The sequence below is a fragment of the Metapseudomonas otitidis genome (assembly GCF_900111835.1).
Classification (GTDB): Bacteria; Pseudomonadota; Gammaproteobacteria; order Pseudomonadales; family Pseudomonadaceae; genus Metapseudomonas; species Metapseudomonas otitidis.
In genome coordinates this window covers 36,786-50,742 of record NZ_FOJP01000019.1, presented here as the reverse complement: position 1 = coordinate 50,742, position 13,957 = coordinate 36,786, and the positions used below count along the sequence as shown (strand labels likewise).

Here is a 13,957-nt window from a genome sequence, read left to right as displayed (position 1 = left end):
CTACGCGAGCCCCCCAGCCCCGTAGGGTGGATCGCGCTCCACCGATCCACCTTTCGTTGCACGGTCTTCATCCCGGGATCGGGTTTATCCCCAAAGCCGGAGTGCCCGGAACGGTTGGGTGAAAGGAGCTCCATCCCCCCAAGGCGAGCCCCACTCACGACCACACGACCTCGTCCATCAACCGCCTGGTGGAGCCACAAGGCGCGCGCGTCCGTGATAGGGTCCACCCCTTTTTCCCGTTCGGAAGCGCCCATGACCCACGCCGTGCCCTGTGCCGACAGCCCTGCCACCCGCCTGGCCACGCGCCTGGCGTTCTTCGTCTCCGGTTTCGGCATGGCCTGCTGGGCGCCGCTGGTGCCCTATGCGAAGGCGCGCCTGGACATCGGCGAAGCGGTGCTGGGGCTGTTGCTGCTGTGCCTGGGTGCCGGCTCAATGCTGTCGATGCCGGTGGCCGGTGTGCTGGCGGGGCGGATCGGGGCGCGCCCGGTGATCCTGGTGGGCGGGGTGGGCCTGTGCTGCGCCATGCCGCTGCTGGCCGGCGCGGATTCCAGCCTGCTGCTGGCCCTCGCGCTGGCGCTGTTCGGCGCCTCCCTGGGCGCCATGGACGTGGCGATGAACATCCACGCCGTGGAGGTAGCGAACGATGCGCCGGTGCCGCTGATGTCGGGCTTCCACGGCCTGTTCAGCCTCGGTGGCTTCGTCGGTTCCCTGGGCATGACCGGCCTGCTGGCGGCCGGCCTGGCACCGCTGCCGGCGATCCTCGTCGCCCTGCTGGTGGTGATCGCCGGCCTCGCCCTCGCCGCCCCGCGCCTGTTGCGCACCCGCTCGGGCGGCAGCGGGCCGCTGTTCGTGGTGCCGCGCGGGCTGGTCCTGCTGCTGGGGGCGCTGACCTTCGCCATGTTCCTGGCCGAAGGCGCGCTGCTGGATTGGGGCGCCATCCTGCTGGTGGAGACGCGCCAGTTCGATCCGGCCAAGGCCGGGATCGGCTACGCACTGTTCTCGTTGGCGATGCTCAGCGGTCGGCTCACCGGGGACCGGGTGATCGCCCGGCTGGGGGAATACCGCGTACTGGTGGGCGGCGGCCTGCTGGCCACGGCCGGCTTCGCGCTGATGCTGCTGGCACCGCACACCGTCCTGGCGCTGGCGGGCTTCCTGCTGGTGGGGCTGGGCGCGGCCAACATCGTGCCGGTGCTGTTCAGCGCTGCCGGTCGCCAGGGCACCATGCCGGCCAATCTCGCCGTGGCGGCGGTGACCACCGTGGGCTACGCCGGCGTGCTCGCCGGGCCGGCACTGGTGGGCTTCGTCGCCCAGGGGCTGGGGCTGGTGACGGCCTTCGTGATCCTCGGGGTGCTGATGCTCTCGGCCCCGCTGACGGCGCGCTGGTTCGTGCGCTGAGCGGGAGCGGCCTGCATCAGAAGCGCCTCAGCCCGTCACTGAAGACACCGTTGTTTTCCACGTGCTGGTTGTAGGCCGCAATGGCCTCGCCGTTTTCCGCCAGCCAGGCCTCACGCTGGCGCGCCCGCAAAACCTCGACCAGGGCCTGCTCCTAGGTCGTGGGCAGGTCGATGCCGAGCGCTCGGGCTTGTCCCAGGAGGTCGCCGTTGACGCCAAGGCGGACAGGTTTCTTCGGAGCCCGAGGGTCATACAGGACAGGCATGGGTTGACCTCCATGAGCGCGTGCGCAGGTACTCACCCCTTCATCAACAACTCCGGCACCGCCCGCTCTTCGACGATGCGCGCCTGCACCCAGCGCAGCACCTGCTCTTCGCTCTCCAGGCGGTACCACTCGCCTTCCGGGTAGAGGCTGGCGGTGGGGCCGAGGTCGCAGGGGTATTGGCACTGGGTACGGGTGATGTGCACGCCGCCTGCGCATTCCAGCTTGCCGGCGGCCTTGAGGGTCTCCCGCAGCTTTTTCCACAGCGGCAGCGCGCCCCGGCGGGTGCAGCGCGGGCCGTTGCACAGCAGCAGGCGCCGGGCATGGGGCGGAATGCAGGACCAGGCGTGGCTCTCCGGCAACGCCGGCACCTCGGCGCAGGCCAGGTGCAGTTCGGTACGCGCCACCAGGGCGCAGGCGGCGCCGGCCGGGTCGCTGTCGTACTGGCCCAGCAGGCTGGCGATGAACAGCTGCTCCGGCGCCGGGTACTGGCCGAGTTCGCTGCGCAGCCAGTCCAGGTGCGGCGGCGTGCTCTGCGGATCGAGGTCGATCACCAGCAGCGGGCGCGGGCTGGCCTGTACGGCCTCGCGCAGGGCGTCGAGGCCGGTGCCGGTATCGATCACATCGGCCAATGCAGCCTCGCCCCGCAGGGCGACCAGTTGGCGGCGGAACAGCTCAGCGAAGGCGCCCTCGGCGAGGTCGGGCCCGGCGAACAGCACGCGGGCGTAAACGGTGGCGGTCATGGTGTGTCCAGGTAGGGGCCGAGGGCCTGCCAGAGGGCCTCGACCGAGTCGAATTCGCGGGTCACCGGCGGCAATGCCGGGCGCTTGAGGATGAGCACCGGCAGGCCACGCTCGCGGGCCACCTGCAGCTTGGGCTCGGTGGATTGGCTGCCGCTGTTCTTGCTGATCAGCACGTCGGTGCCGAGGCGCTCGAACAGCGCACGCTCCTCGTCCAGGTGGAACGGCCCGCGCGAGCCGATCACCTCGAAGCGCTCGCCGGGGGCCTGCCCCTGCAGGCAGCGCACCGTCCAGTGCTGGTGCTCGGGCACGCTGTGCAGGTGCTCCAGCGGCTCGCGGCCGAGGGTGAAGAAGGGCCGGCGGAACGGCGCCAGCGCGGCCATCAGGCCGGCCCAGTCGTCCACCTCGCGCCAATCGTCACCAGGGCCGGCCTGCCAGCCGGGGCGGCGCAGCGCCCAGCAGGGCACCCCGGCCAGTTCGGCGGCGCGGGCGGCGTTGTGGCTGATCTGCGCGGCATAGGGGTGGGTGGCGTCCAGCAGCAGGTCGATGCCTTCCTCGCGAAGGTACTGCGCCAGCCCGTCCGCCCCGCCGAAGCCGCCCACGCGCACCTGGCAGGCCAGGTCCTGGGGCACCTTGCCGAGGCCGGCGAGGCTGTACACATGGGCGGGGCCAAGGCGACGGGCCAGGGCCAGGGCCTCGGTCACGCCGCCCAGCAGCAGGAGGCGGCTCATGGCTTGAATGCTTCCAGCAGGGTGATGGGCAGGGCCGAGCGCCAGGTGTCGAAGTCCCCCAGCGGCTGGGCCTGGGCGACGGCAATGCGGGTCAGGCTGCCGCCGTGCTCGGCGCGGAAGGCCACCAGGGTCGCCTCGCTCTGCAGGGTCACGGCGTTGGCCACCAGGCGACCGCCCGGCTTGAGCCGCGCCCAGCACTGCGCCAGCACGCCGGGGTCGGTGACGCCGCCGCCGATGAAGATGGCATCCGGCACCGGCAGGCCCTCCAGCGCGGCCGGGGCTTCGCCGGCCACCAGTTGCAGGCCGGGCACGCCGAGGGCGTCGCGGTTGTGCTGGATGTGCGCCTGGCGCCCGGCGTTGGCCTCGATGGCCAGGGCGCGGCACGCCGGATGGGCGCGCATCCACTCGATGCCGATGGAACCGCAGCCGGCGCCCACATCCCACAGCAGCTCGCCGGGGCGCGGCGCCAGGCGGGCCAAGGTGACGGCACGGACATCACGCTTGGTGAGCTGGCCGTCGTGGCGATAGGCGTCGTCGGGCAGGCCGCAGGTGACCGGCAGCGCGCGGGTGCCGGGGTCGGCCGCCACCTCCACCGCCACCAGGTTGAGGTCGGCCACCGCCACGTCGCTCCAGGCGTTGGCCAGGCCGTCGAGCCGGCGCTCCAAGGGGCCGCCCAGGTGCTCCAGCACGGTGAGGCGACTGGCGCCGAAGCCGCCCTCGGCCAGCAGCGCGGCCAGGGCCGCCGGGGTACGGCCATCGTTGCTCAGCACCAGCAGGCGCGCGCCGGGGTGCAGGTGGCCGTTGAGCACCGCCAGGGGCCGCGCCACGGTGGACAGCAGCGTCACCTCCTGCAGCGGCCAGCCCAGCCGTGCCGCCGCCAGGGCTGCGGACGAAGGCGCCGACAGCACCTGCATCTCCTCGGCCGGCACCTGCCGCGCCAGGCTGGCGCCCACGCCGAACAGCATCGGATCGCCACTGGCCAGCACGCACAGGGCCGTGCCCCGCCGCGCCAGCACCGGCTCCAGGGAGAACGGGCTCGGCCAGGGCGTACGCACGGCACGGACGCAGCGCGGCAGCAGCGCCAGCTGACGCGGCGCCCCCACCACTTCAGTGGCCCCCAGCAGCGCATGGCGCGCCGCCTTGCCGAGGCCCGCATAGCCGTCCTCACCGATACCCACAACCGTCAGCCAGGGCTGCATGGAAACTCCCGTCTCTAGCGAGGTGTCAGCCGCTTGCCGTTCCGACAGGCAGCCTTTTCCTCATGTCGCGCAAAGCGGGCATAATAGCGTCCTTCATTGGTTGCCGGCGCCCCACAAGGACACCTCTAAAAACTACCTGCGTTGTCATCGCAGCGTTAAAAACAGGCTCAAAATGCTCATTTACCGTACGTAAACTGCGCTTTTTCGCCTGTTTTCGCCTTGCGCTGACCGCCTCGCCTACGTTTTTAGAGGTGCCCACACGGCGCTGGCCAGCGTCCATCCGGACACTGAGGGAACACGGTCGCACCGTGGCTGCCCCCGCAACTGTAAGCAGCGAGTCCACGCACCCTGGCCACTGAGCAGCGCTCGGGAAGGCCGCGGAGGATGACGACCTGCCAGCCAGGAGACCTGCCGGTGAAACCAGTCGCGTGTGAGCGCATCGGGCGGGGTGTATCGATGCAAACGTGTCCCTGGGCTAGGGATATTCCGGTCGCCGCGACGCCAACCAGGGTGACCCGTTGAAACAGGCCGAATCCGCTGCCGCCACCGTCCGCCCCTCGGCCTGCCCGGGGTTGCTGCGCATCGTGCAATCCGGCGATGGCGGCATCTGCCGCATCAAGCTGCCCTGCGGCCGCCTCCAGGCCCGCCAGGCCCGCGCCGTGGCCGCAGCCGCCCGGCAATACGCCAGCGGCGTGATCGAGGCCACCAACCGCGCCAACCTGCAGATCCGCGGCGTTCGGATCGGTGCCGAAGCGGCACTGATCGACGCGCTGCTGGCCGCCGACCTGGGCGCCCCCTCGCCGGGCGCCGACGACGTGCGCAACCTGATGGTCAGCCCGCTGCTGGGCCTGGTGCCCGGCCACGAGACGACCGCCGCCCTGGCCGATCGCCTGCTGACCCTGCTGCAGGACACCCCGCGCTTCCACGCCCTGTCGCCCAAGTTCGCCCTGCTGCTGGACGGCGGCGAAGCCCTGGCCATGCTGGAGCATCCCCACGACCTTTGGCTCTGCGCCCTCGGGCCGCAGGCCGACGCCCTCTTCGCCTTCGGCCTGGCAGGGTGCCCGCCGCAACAGGCGTACGACGCCCCCGCCCTGGGCGCCGTGCCCGCCGCCCAGGTGCCGGCTTTGGTGGAGGCGCTGCTGCATCTGTTCCTCGACCGCGCCCGCCCCGAGCAGACGCGCATGCGCCACCTGCTGGCCGACCTCGGCCCCGCCGCCCTGCTGGCAGAGCTGGAAGCCCGCCTCGGCGCGCCCCTGCATGCCGTGCCGGACTGGCGCCGCGACACCGCCGGCGCCCTCGGCCACCTGGGCGCCGTGGCTGGCCGCCATGCCGGCGCCGCCGCCCCCCTCGGCCGGCTCGATGCCGAACAACTGATGGCCCTGGCCGACCTGGCAGACCAGCAGAGCGACGGCCACCTGCGCCTCACCCCCTGGCAATCGGTGCTGCTGCCGGCCCCCCGCGATCTCGACGGTGCCCTCGCCGCCCTCGCCGCCCTGGGCCTGGTCACCGACCCCGACGCCCCCCTGGCCCGGCTCATCGCCTGCACCGGCTCCAGCGGCTGCCCACGCAGCCTGGCCGACACCAAGGCCGACGCCCTGGCCCTGGCGCCGCACCTGCCGCCCCGGGTGCAGCTGCACCTGACCGGCTGCCCGCGCTCCTGCGCCGCCGCCCACGTCGCGCCCTTCACCCTGCTGGCCCGCGAACCGGGCCGCTACGACCTCTACCAGCGCGCCCGCAGCGGCTTCGGCCTGCTGCTGGCGAGCGACCTCGACCTCGAACAGGCCAGCGCCCGACTGGCCGCCACTCCTGACAGCTGGAGCTCCACCGAATGATCGATTACATCCGCGATGGTCAGGAGATCTATCGCCATTCCTTCTCCATCATCCGCGCCGAGGCGGACCTCAGCGCCATCCCGCCGGACCTGGAGAAGCTCGCCGTGCGCATCATCCACGCCTGCGGCATGGTCGACGTGGTGCAGGATCTGGCCTTCTCCCCCGGAGCAGGTGCCGCCGGCCGCGCCGCCCTGGCCGCTGGCGCGCCGATCCTCTGCGATGCGCGCATGGTGGCCGAAGGCATCACCCGCGCCCGCCTGCCGGCCAACAACCCGGTCATCTGCACCCTCAACGACCCCGGCGTGCCGGAGCTGGCCCGCGAACTGGGCAATACCCGCTCGGCAGTGGCCCTGGAGCACTGGCGCGCGCACCTGGAAGGCAGCGTGGTGGTGATCGGCAACGCCCCCACCGCGCTGTTCTACCTGCTGGAAATGCTCGACGCCGGCGCCCCGAAACCGGCGCTGATCCTCGGTTTCCCGGTGGGCTTCGTCGGCGCGGCCGAGTCCAAGGACATGCTCGCCGCCGACAGCCGCGGCGTGCCCTACGTGGTGGTGCGCGGCCGTCGCGGCGGCAGCGCCATGGCCGCCGCCGCCATCAACGCCCTGGCCACGGAGGTGGAGTGATGAGTGGCAAGGGACGGCTGATCGGCCTCGGCGTGGGACCGGGCGATCCGGAACTGATCACGCTCAAGGCCCTGCGCCTGCTGCAATCGGCCCAGGTGGTGGGCTACTTCGTCGCCAAGGCCAAGGCCAATCGCGGCGAGGGCGGCAACGCCTTCGGCATCATCGAGCAGCACCTGGCGGACGCCCAGGTGCGCATGCCGCTGGTGTACCCGGTGACCACCGAGAAGCTGGAGCCGCCGCTGTCCTATGAAACGGTGATCAGCGACTTCTACGACACCGCCGCCCAACAGGTGGCCGAGCACCTCGACGCCGGCCGCGACGTGGCAGTGATCTGCGAAGGCGACCCGTTCTTCTACGGCTCCTACATGTACCTGCACGACCGCCTGGCCGACCGCTACGAGGTGGAGGTGGTGCCCGGCGTCTGCTCCATGCTCGGCAGCGCCGCCGTGCTCGGCCTGCCGCTGGTGTACCGCAACCAGAGCCTCTCGGTGCTCTCCGGGGTGCTCCCCGAGGCTGAACTCAAGGCCCGCCTGGCCACCGCCGAAGCCGCCGTGGTGATGAAACTCGGGCGCAACTTCGACAAGGTGCGCCGCGTGCTGGGCGAGCTGGGCCTGGCCGACCGCGCCCATTACGTCGAACGCGCCACCATGGCCAACCAGCGCATCGTGGCGCTGGACGAGGTGGACCCGATGGCCTCGCCGTACTTCTCGATGATCCTGGTCCCCGGCCAGAAATGGAGGGGCTGATGAACGCCCCCGCCATCGTCCTCCTCGGCAACGGCGGCCTGGCCGTCGCCCGTCGACTCCAGGCGCTTTATCCACAGGCCCGGGTGCTCGGCCTCGCCGGGCGCGTCGACGGTGCCGACGAACGCTACAGCGAGTTCGGCGAGACCCTGCGCGAGCTGTACCGCAACGACACCCCGATCATCGCCCTGTGCGCCGCCGGCATCGTCATCCGCACCCTCGCGCCGCTGCTCGCCCACAAGGGCGCCGAACCGCCGGTGCTGGCCCTGGCCGAAGACGGCAGCGCCGTGGTGCCCCTGCTCGGCGGCCTGGGCGGGGTCAACAGCCTGGCCCGCGAGATCGCCGCCTGGCTGGACGTGGCCCCGGCCATCACCACCAGTGGCGAACTGCGCTTCGGCACCTGCCTGCTGGACCCGCCGGAGGGCTACGCCCTGGCCGACCTGGAACAGGGCAAGCGCTTCGTCGCCGACCTGCTCGGCGGCCAGACACTGCACGTGGCCGGTGAAGCCCCCTGGCTGGAAGCCGTCGCCCTGCCCCGCGACAGCGCCGCCAAGCTGACCCTGCACATCACCCCCGAACAACGCCCTGCCGCCCGCGACGAACTGCTGATCCACCCCCGCGTGCTGGTGCTGCGCGTGGAGGGCGAGGCCTCGGCCGAGTCCATCCGCCAGGCCCTCGCCACGGCCGGCCTGGCCCCCCAGGCCCTGGCCTGCCTGGTGGCCGACCCGGCGCGCATGAGCGACGCCGGGCTGGCCGCCACGGCCGCCGAACTGGGCGTGCCGCTGCGCTTCGCCCGTGATGACGCCGACCTGCCCGCGCCGGTCGCCCGTCTCGGCGCGCTGCAGCTGTACCGCGCCGACGCGCCCCTGGACCCGACCCGCATCGGCCAGGCCCGAGGCCGGCTGACGGTGATCGGCCTCGGCCCCGGAGACCCGGCCTTCATGACCCCCGCCACCCGCCAGGCCCTCGACGAAGCCCAGGACCTGCTGGGCTACGAAACCTACATCCGCATGGCCGGCCCGCTGCGCGCCGACCAGGTGGCCCACTGCACCGACAACCGCGAAGAGCTGCAACGCGCCCGCCACGCCTTCGAGCTGGCCGCCAGCGGGCGCCGGGTGGTGGTGGTGTCGTCCGGTGATCCGGGCGTGTTCGCCATGGCCGCCGCCGTGCTGGAAGCCCTCGACGACTCCCGCGCCCCGGCCTGGCAGCAGGTGGACCTGCAGATCCAGCCGGGCGTCTCCGCCGCCCTGGCCACCGCCGCCAAGGCCGGTGCGCCCCTGGGCCATGACTTCTGCCTGATCTCGCTCTCGGACAATCTCAAACCCTGGGACGTGATCGAACGGCGCCTCGACCACGCCGGCGCCGCCGACTTCGCCATGGCCTTCTACAACCCCATCTCCAAGGCCCGCCCCTGGCAACTGGCCCGCGCCCTGGAGATCGTCCGCCAGCACCGCACGCCCGAGACCCTGGTGGTGCTCGGCCGCGACATCGGCCGCCCGGCGGAGAAGCTCACCGTGACGACCCTCGGCGACCTCACCCCCGACCAGGTGGACATGCGCACCCTGGTGATCATCGGCTCCTCCCTCACCCGCCGCATCCCCCGCCCCAACGGCCACGAATGGGTCTACACCCCGCGCTGGTATCGCTGAGCCTCGTCCTTCGGGATAACCCCAGTTCCCGGGCTACGGTGGTGGATCGGTAGTCACCGGATGGCATCGCGGGCTGGGCGCGGAATGATGCGGTTCGCATAGCTCACCGCATCCTACGAACTCACACCGTTCCGGCGTCGAGACGGTGGATCGATGGAGCGCGATCCACCCAGCGCAAGCTCGCGTGGGGTGGATGACGCTCTTCTCATCCACCAACTCCCGGCGCCCAGACCTGGGGATAACCCATTAGATCGGCTCTCACCGGATGGCACGGCGGCACCCGTAGGATGGGCTGAGCTGTGCGAAGCCCATCATCGCGGGCGGGTGTGGATCGATGCGGTTCGCCGAGCTCACCGCATCCTACGGACTCACTCCGTTCCGGCGTCGAGACGATGAAGCGCGATCCACCCGGCGCAGGCTCGCGTAGAGGGGATGACGCTCTTTTCATCCACCAACTCCCGGCACCCAGGCCTGGGGATAACCCCATAGATCGGCGCTCACCGGATGGCGCCGAGACCCCCGTAGGATGGGCTGAGCTGTGCGAAGCCCATCATGGCGGGCTGGGCTTGGATTGATGCGGTTCGCATAGCTCACCGCATCCTACGGACTCACTCCGTTCCGGCGTCGAGACGGTGGATCGGTGGAGTGCGATCCACCCGGCGCAGGCTCGCGTAGGGGGGATGACGCTCTTTTCATCCACCAACTCCCGGCACCCAGGCCTTGGGGATACCCCCCCTAGATCGGCGCTCACCGGGTAGCGCCGAGGCCCCCGTAGGATGGGCTGAGCTGTGCGAAGCCCATCATGGTGGGCCGGGGGCGGATTGATGCGGTTCGCCGAGCTCACCGCATCCTACGGACTGGCAGGGGCGGGTCAGGCGTCAGCCTGGGGGCGGCCTCGGCGGCGGAATTCCACGGGGGTTTCGCCGACCCAGCGTTTGAAGGCGCGGTAGAAGGTGCTGGGTTCCGAGAAGCCGGTGCGCTCGACGATCACTTCGATGCGTTCGTCGGTCTTGAGCAGCAACTCCTTGGCCAGGCGGCAGCGGTAGTCGGTGACCAGATCGTTGAAGCGCACGCCGGCCATGGCCAGGCGTTCGCGCAGGCGGCGGGCGGGCATGTTGAGGCGGGCGGCGACCTGTTCCAGGGTGGCGCCGCCGTCCACCAGCAGTTCGCCGATCAGCTCGCGCACCTTGCGCACCAGGTCCAGCCGCTCCACTTCCGCCAGTTGTCGACGGGCCAGGGACTCGTGCATGCGCAGCAGTTCCGGCGCGGCATGGCGCGAGGCCTTGTCCAGCACGGCGGCGTCGAACACCAGCGCGTAGCGCTCGGCGCCCAGGCGTGCCGGGCAGCCGTAGACCGCCTGGTAGCGCTCGGCCGGCGCGCCCTCGGCGTGCATCAGCAGCACCTCGCGGGGGATGAAGTCACCTTCGGTCAGCGCATGGAACAGGCGGATCACCGCCCCGGCGAGCATCTCCGGGAAGTGCCGGTTGCTGCCGATGCTCTGGCCCAGGGACAGCACGGCGCGGTCGCCGTCCACTTCCAGGCGGGCATTGAGGGTGTCGGAGAGCAGGCGCACGTAGCGCAGGGCGTGGCGCAGGCCATCGCCGAAGGTTTCGCTGGAGAGGAAGAGGTATTCCAGCAGCAGGCCGTGGAAGGCCGGCAGGTGGCCGGCCAGGTAAAGGCCGACATGCTCCTCCCCGCACTCTTCCGCCGCGGCCCGCCAGAACTGGGCCTGGGCAGCATGGGGGAAGCGTCCGGCGGGCAGGCCGCCCGCTGGCAGGCCGAGCCGCCCCAACACCTTGTCAGGGTCGGCGCCGCTGGCGCGCAGGGCGTCGATCACCGCGCGCATCAGCGCCACGTCGTCGGTCAGGTCACGCATCATTTTCCGAATTCTTGTCATGCGAGGCGGGGGCCATCTTATGCAGCTTTTTACCGTGCGCTCAAGGCGCGCTTGAGCCGCCCGGACGGATTGACTGCCCTGCCAGGACGCCATGCGGCGCGGCCAATGTGCCGCCGGACGGGGCGGCTAAGCTGCATCGCGTTCGCAACGAGGAGATCGCCCATGGCCACCGACTGGCTCGACCTGCCCACCCTCCCGGCCCTGCCCGGCCTGTTCCTGCGTGCCGCCCTGCGCCGTGGTGCCAGCGGGCGCACCCTGCCCGACCTCGGCCTGCGCACCCAGGTGGAGGTGGATGCCCGCCACCTGGCGCGCTATCGCCAGGTCTGCGGCTTTGGCGACAACGGCCGGCTGCCGGCCACCTACCCGCACATCCTCGCCTTCCCGCTGCAGATGCAACTGCTGACCGACAAGCGCTTCCCCTTCCCGCTTCTCGGCCTGGTGCACCTGGAGAACCGCATCCGCGTGCTGCGCACCCTCGGCGGCCTCGGGCCGTTCCGCGTCAGCGTCGCCGTGCAGGACCTGCGCTCCCACGACAAAGGCGCCACCTTCAGCCTCATCACCCGCCTGGAGGACCAGCTCGGCCTGCTCTGGGAGGGCGACAGCCGCATCCTCTACCGGGGCCTGCGCCTGGACGGCGCCCCCGCCCCCCGCGAGGAGGTCGACGCCCTGCCGCTGACCGAGCTGGACCACTGGCGCGCCGCCAAGGACATCGGCCGGCGCTACGCCCGCGTCGCCGGCGACTACAACCCCATCCACCTCAGCGCCCCCAGCGCCAAGCTGTTCGGCTTCCCCCGCGCCATCGCCCACGGCCTGTGGAACAAGGCGCGCACCCTGGCCGCCCTCGGCGCCCACCTGCCGGATGCCGGCTACGAGGTGGAGGTGCGCTTCCAGAAGCCCGTCCTGCTGCCTGCCGAGGTTCGCCTGCTGGCCAGCGCCGCTGGCCCCAGCGGCCAGTTCGCCCTGCGCGGCAAGGACGACCTGCCGCACATGGCCGGCAGCTGGGCACCGCTGGCCGACTAGCACCAGCGCCGCCCCCTGCGCGGCGCTTGCACCCCGCCGCCACCGGCACCAAGCTATGCGGCCTCCCAGGAGAGCCGCATGAACCTCGACGCCATTACCCGCCGCCTGCACGCCATTCGTGACCACAACGACTGGCGCCAATTCCACAGCCCCAAGAACCTGGCCATGGCCGCCAGCGTGGAGATGGCCGAGCTGGTGGAAATCTTCCAGTGGCTGACGGAAGACCAGTCCCGCCAGCTCGACGCCGATACCCTCCACCACGCCGGCCAGGAAGTGGGCGACGTGATCCTCTACCTGCTGCTGATGTGCAGCGAACTGGGCATCGACATGAACCAGGCCGTGCTGGACAAGCTGGCCGACAGCGAACGGCGCTTCCTGCCATGACCGACGACCGCCATTTCGACGCCCTCGCCGCGCGCTTCGCGGAGAAGATCTACGGCGGCGCCAAGGGCGCCATCCGCCTCGCAGTGCTCCAGGCCGACCTCGGCGAAGCCCTGCCCGAACGCCCCCTGCGGGTGCTCGACGTCGGCGCCGGGCTCGGCCACATGAGCCTCTGGCTGGCCCAGCGCGGCCACCAGGTGACCCTCGCCGAACCGGCCGAACCGATGCTCGACGGCGCCCGCGAGCGCTTCGCCGAAGCCGGCTGCCAGGCCACCTTCATCAAGGCCCCCTGGCAGGCCCTGCCGGAGCAGCTCGACGGCCGCTTCGACCTGGTCATCTGCCACGCCGTGCTCGAATGGCTCGCCGAGCCCCACGCCATCCTCCCGGCCCTGCACGCCCTTACCGCCCCGGAGGGCTGGCTGTCCCTGGCGTTCTACAACCGCGACGCGCTCATCTACCGCAACCTGCTCAAGGGGCATTTCCGCAAGCTGCGGCGCAACCGCTTCGCCGGCGAAGGCCAGAGCCTCACCCCCCAGCGCCCGCTGGACCCGCGCGAGCTGGCCGCGCAACTCGGCACGCACTGGCGTGTCCAAGCGCAGAGCGGCATCCGCGTGTTCCACGACTACATGCCCAGCGAGTTCCAGGCCCGTGCCGAACTGGCCGACCTGCTGGAGATGGAACTGGCCCACCGGCGTCACCCGGCCTTCGCCGGCCTGGGGCGCTATCTACACTGGATCTGCCGCCCGCTATGAGCAGCGCCCCGGAAACGGGGCACCCAGAACCCGCCTCGACGGAGGCCACCATGCACCGCGCCACCCTCATCGCCAGCCTGCTGGTGCTCAGCGCCTGCCAGAGCCCCAACCCCTACCAGGCCCAGTCCCTGCCCATGCCGCCGGCCCCGCCCGGCGCCGCCACCCACTTCGACCGCAGCGCCTACCCCGCCGCCCCGCGCGACTTCGGCCGCTACCGCAGCTGGAGCTGGCAGGACGGCCGCCTGCCCGCCGGCAACACCTGGGTCACCCCCGAGCAGATGGCCGAGATCGTCAACGCCGGGCTCGACCAGCGCGGCCTGCGCCAGGCCCACGACCCGGCCGGCGCCGACCTGCGGGTGAGCGCCAGCCTGCGCTTCGAGAAACGCCTGCGCCAATACGAAGACCGCAGCGGCGTCTACTACGGCAACGACCCCTGGGGCGACCGCTACGGCGGCTGGGCCAGCGCCCCGCTGGTGCGCACCTACGAGGTGCAGGTGGCGGTGGTCTACCTGGAGTTCCGCGACGCCTGCGACGGCCAGGTGGTGTGGACCGGCAGCGCCGAAACCGACGCCAGCGGCGAGCGCAGCGACCGCAACCAGGCCCTGCGCGAGGCCACCGCCGAAGCCCTCGGCGAGTACCCCCCGCGCTGAAACGAACCCCCGACCGCGTGCAAAACCTTGACCCAGACCCTTGCCGGCCACCCCGGCATGGGATTGGATAGGCCCCCCGGCCCAGG

Annotated in this window: 14 protein-coding genes and 1 riboswitch; of the genes, 9 read left to right on the top strand and 5 right to left on the bottom strand. The window is 71.5% G+C overall.

Going from position 1 to position 13,957, the window contains the following annotated elements; all coding sequences use genetic code 11:
* Positions 1-252: 252 nt before the first annotated feature.
* Positions 253-1,395 (top strand): MFS transporter, encoded by a 1,143-nt coding sequence (locus BM198_RS23205; protein ID WP_074972778.1) that lies wholly within the window; start codon positions 253-255, stop codon positions 1,393-1,395.
* Positions 1,396-1,411: 16 nt separating this feature from the next.
* Here the strand turns inward: BM198_RS23205 and BM198_RS30565 are convergent, their stop codons facing one another.
* The 4 genes from BM198_RS30565 to cbiE all read right to left on the bottom strand — a co-directional run bounded on the left by BM198_RS30565 (position 1,412) and on the right by cbiE (position 4,324).
* Complete coding sequence (locus BM198_RS30565) at positions 1,412-1,537, bottom strand: type II toxin-antitoxin system CcdA family antitoxin (protein WP_074972776.1); 126 nt, start codon at positions 1,535-1,537, stop codon at positions 1,412-1,414.
* A gap of 152 nt (positions 1,538-1,689) precedes the next feature.
* Positions 1,690-2,397 carry a (2Fe-2S) ferredoxin domain-containing protein gene (locus tag BM198_RS23195; protein ID WP_074972774.1) on the bottom strand — a complete coding sequence of 236 codons (708 nt, stop codon included), beginning with the start codon at positions 2,395-2,397 and terminating at the stop codon, positions 1,690-1,692.
* Complete coding sequence (locus BM198_RS23190; RefSeq protein WP_074972772.1) at positions 2,394-3,125, bottom strand: cobalt-precorrin-6A reductase; 732 nt, start codon at positions 3,123-3,125, stop codon at positions 2,394-2,396. The genes BM198_RS23195 and BM198_RS23190 overlap by 4 nt, the downstream gene beginning before the upstream one ends.
* Complete coding sequence (cbiE, locus tag BM198_RS23185; protein WP_074972770.1) at positions 3,122-4,324, bottom strand: precorrin-6y C5,15-methyltransferase (decarboxylating) subunit CbiE; 1,203 nt, start codon at positions 4,322-4,324, stop codon at positions 3,122-3,124. Before cbiE ends, BM198_RS23190 begins: the two co-directional genes overlap by 4 nt.
* Positions 4,325-4,556: 232 nt before the next feature.
* Positions 4,557-4,754: riboswitch (cobalamin riboswitch) on the top strand.
* Positions 4,755-4,842: 88 nt separating this feature from the next.
* Between cbiE and cobG the strand changes: the two genes are divergently transcribed.
* The 4 genes from cobG to cobJ are packed head-to-tail and all read left to right on the top strand — an operon-like array spanning position 4,843 to position 9,171.
* Entirely contained in the window at positions 4,843-6,156 is a 1,314-nt protein-coding gene (gene cobG, locus BM198_RS23180) for a precorrin-3B synthase (RefSeq protein ID WP_074972768.1), read from the top strand.
* On the top strand, positions 6,153-6,779 hold the full coding sequence (locus BM198_RS23175; protein WP_074972766.1) for a precorrin-8X methylmutase: 627 nt from the start codon (positions 6,153-6,155) through the stop codon (positions 6,777-6,779). The genes cobG and BM198_RS23175 overlap by 4 nt, the downstream gene beginning before the upstream one ends.
* Positions 6,779-7,525: a precorrin-2 C(20)-methyltransferase gene (locus BM198_RS23170; protein ID WP_074972764.1), complete on the top strand. Its 747-nt coding sequence runs from the start codon at positions 6,779-6,781 to the stop codon at positions 7,523-7,525. Before BM198_RS23175 ends, BM198_RS23170 begins: the two co-directional genes overlap by 1 nt.
* The gene (gene cobJ / locus BM198_RS23165; protein ID WP_074972762.1) at positions 7,525-9,171 is read left to right on the top strand and encodes a precorrin-3B C(17)-methyltransferase; all 1,647 of its coding nucleotides are present in this window, start codon (positions 7,525-7,527) and stop codon (positions 9,169-9,171) included. Before BM198_RS23170 ends, cobJ begins: the two co-directional genes overlap by 1 nt.
* 871 nt (positions 9,172-10,042) lie before the next feature.
* Here cobJ and BM198_RS23160 read toward each other — a convergent pair.
* Positions 10,043-11,047 (bottom strand): AraC family transcriptional regulator, encoded by a 1,005-nt coding sequence (locus BM198_RS23160; protein WP_044411304.1) that lies wholly within the window; start codon positions 11,045-11,047, stop codon positions 10,043-10,045.
* A gap of 183 nt (positions 11,048-11,230) precedes the next feature.
* Between BM198_RS23160 and BM198_RS23155 the strand changes: the two genes are divergently transcribed.
* The 4 genes from BM198_RS23155 (at position 11,231) to BM198_RS23140 (ending at position 13,871) form a co-directional block, all read left to right on the top strand.
* The gene (locus tag BM198_RS23155) at positions 11,231-12,088 is read left to right on the top strand and encodes a MaoC family dehydratase (protein WP_074972760.1); all 858 of its coding nucleotides are present in this window, start codon (positions 11,231-11,233) and stop codon (positions 12,086-12,088) included.
* Between the two features lie 78 nt (positions 12,089-12,166).
* Positions 12,167-12,472 (top strand): nucleotide pyrophosphohydrolase, encoded by a 306-nt coding sequence (locus BM198_RS23150; protein WP_044411248.1) that lies wholly within the window; start codon positions 12,167-12,169, stop codon positions 12,470-12,472.
* Positions 12,469-13,221: a methyltransferase domain-containing protein gene (locus tag BM198_RS23145; RefSeq protein WP_074972758.1), complete on the top strand. Its 753-nt coding sequence runs from the start codon at positions 12,469-12,471 to the stop codon at positions 13,219-13,221. Before BM198_RS23150 ends, BM198_RS23145 begins: the two co-directional genes overlap by 4 nt.
* A gap of 50 nt (positions 13,222-13,271) precedes the next feature.
* A complete protein-coding gene (locus BM198_RS23140) occupies positions 13,272-13,871 on the top strand; it encodes a DUF4136 domain-containing protein (protein ID WP_074972756.1) in 600 nt (199 codons plus the stop codon).
* Positions 13,872-13,957 lie beyond the last annotated feature (86 nt).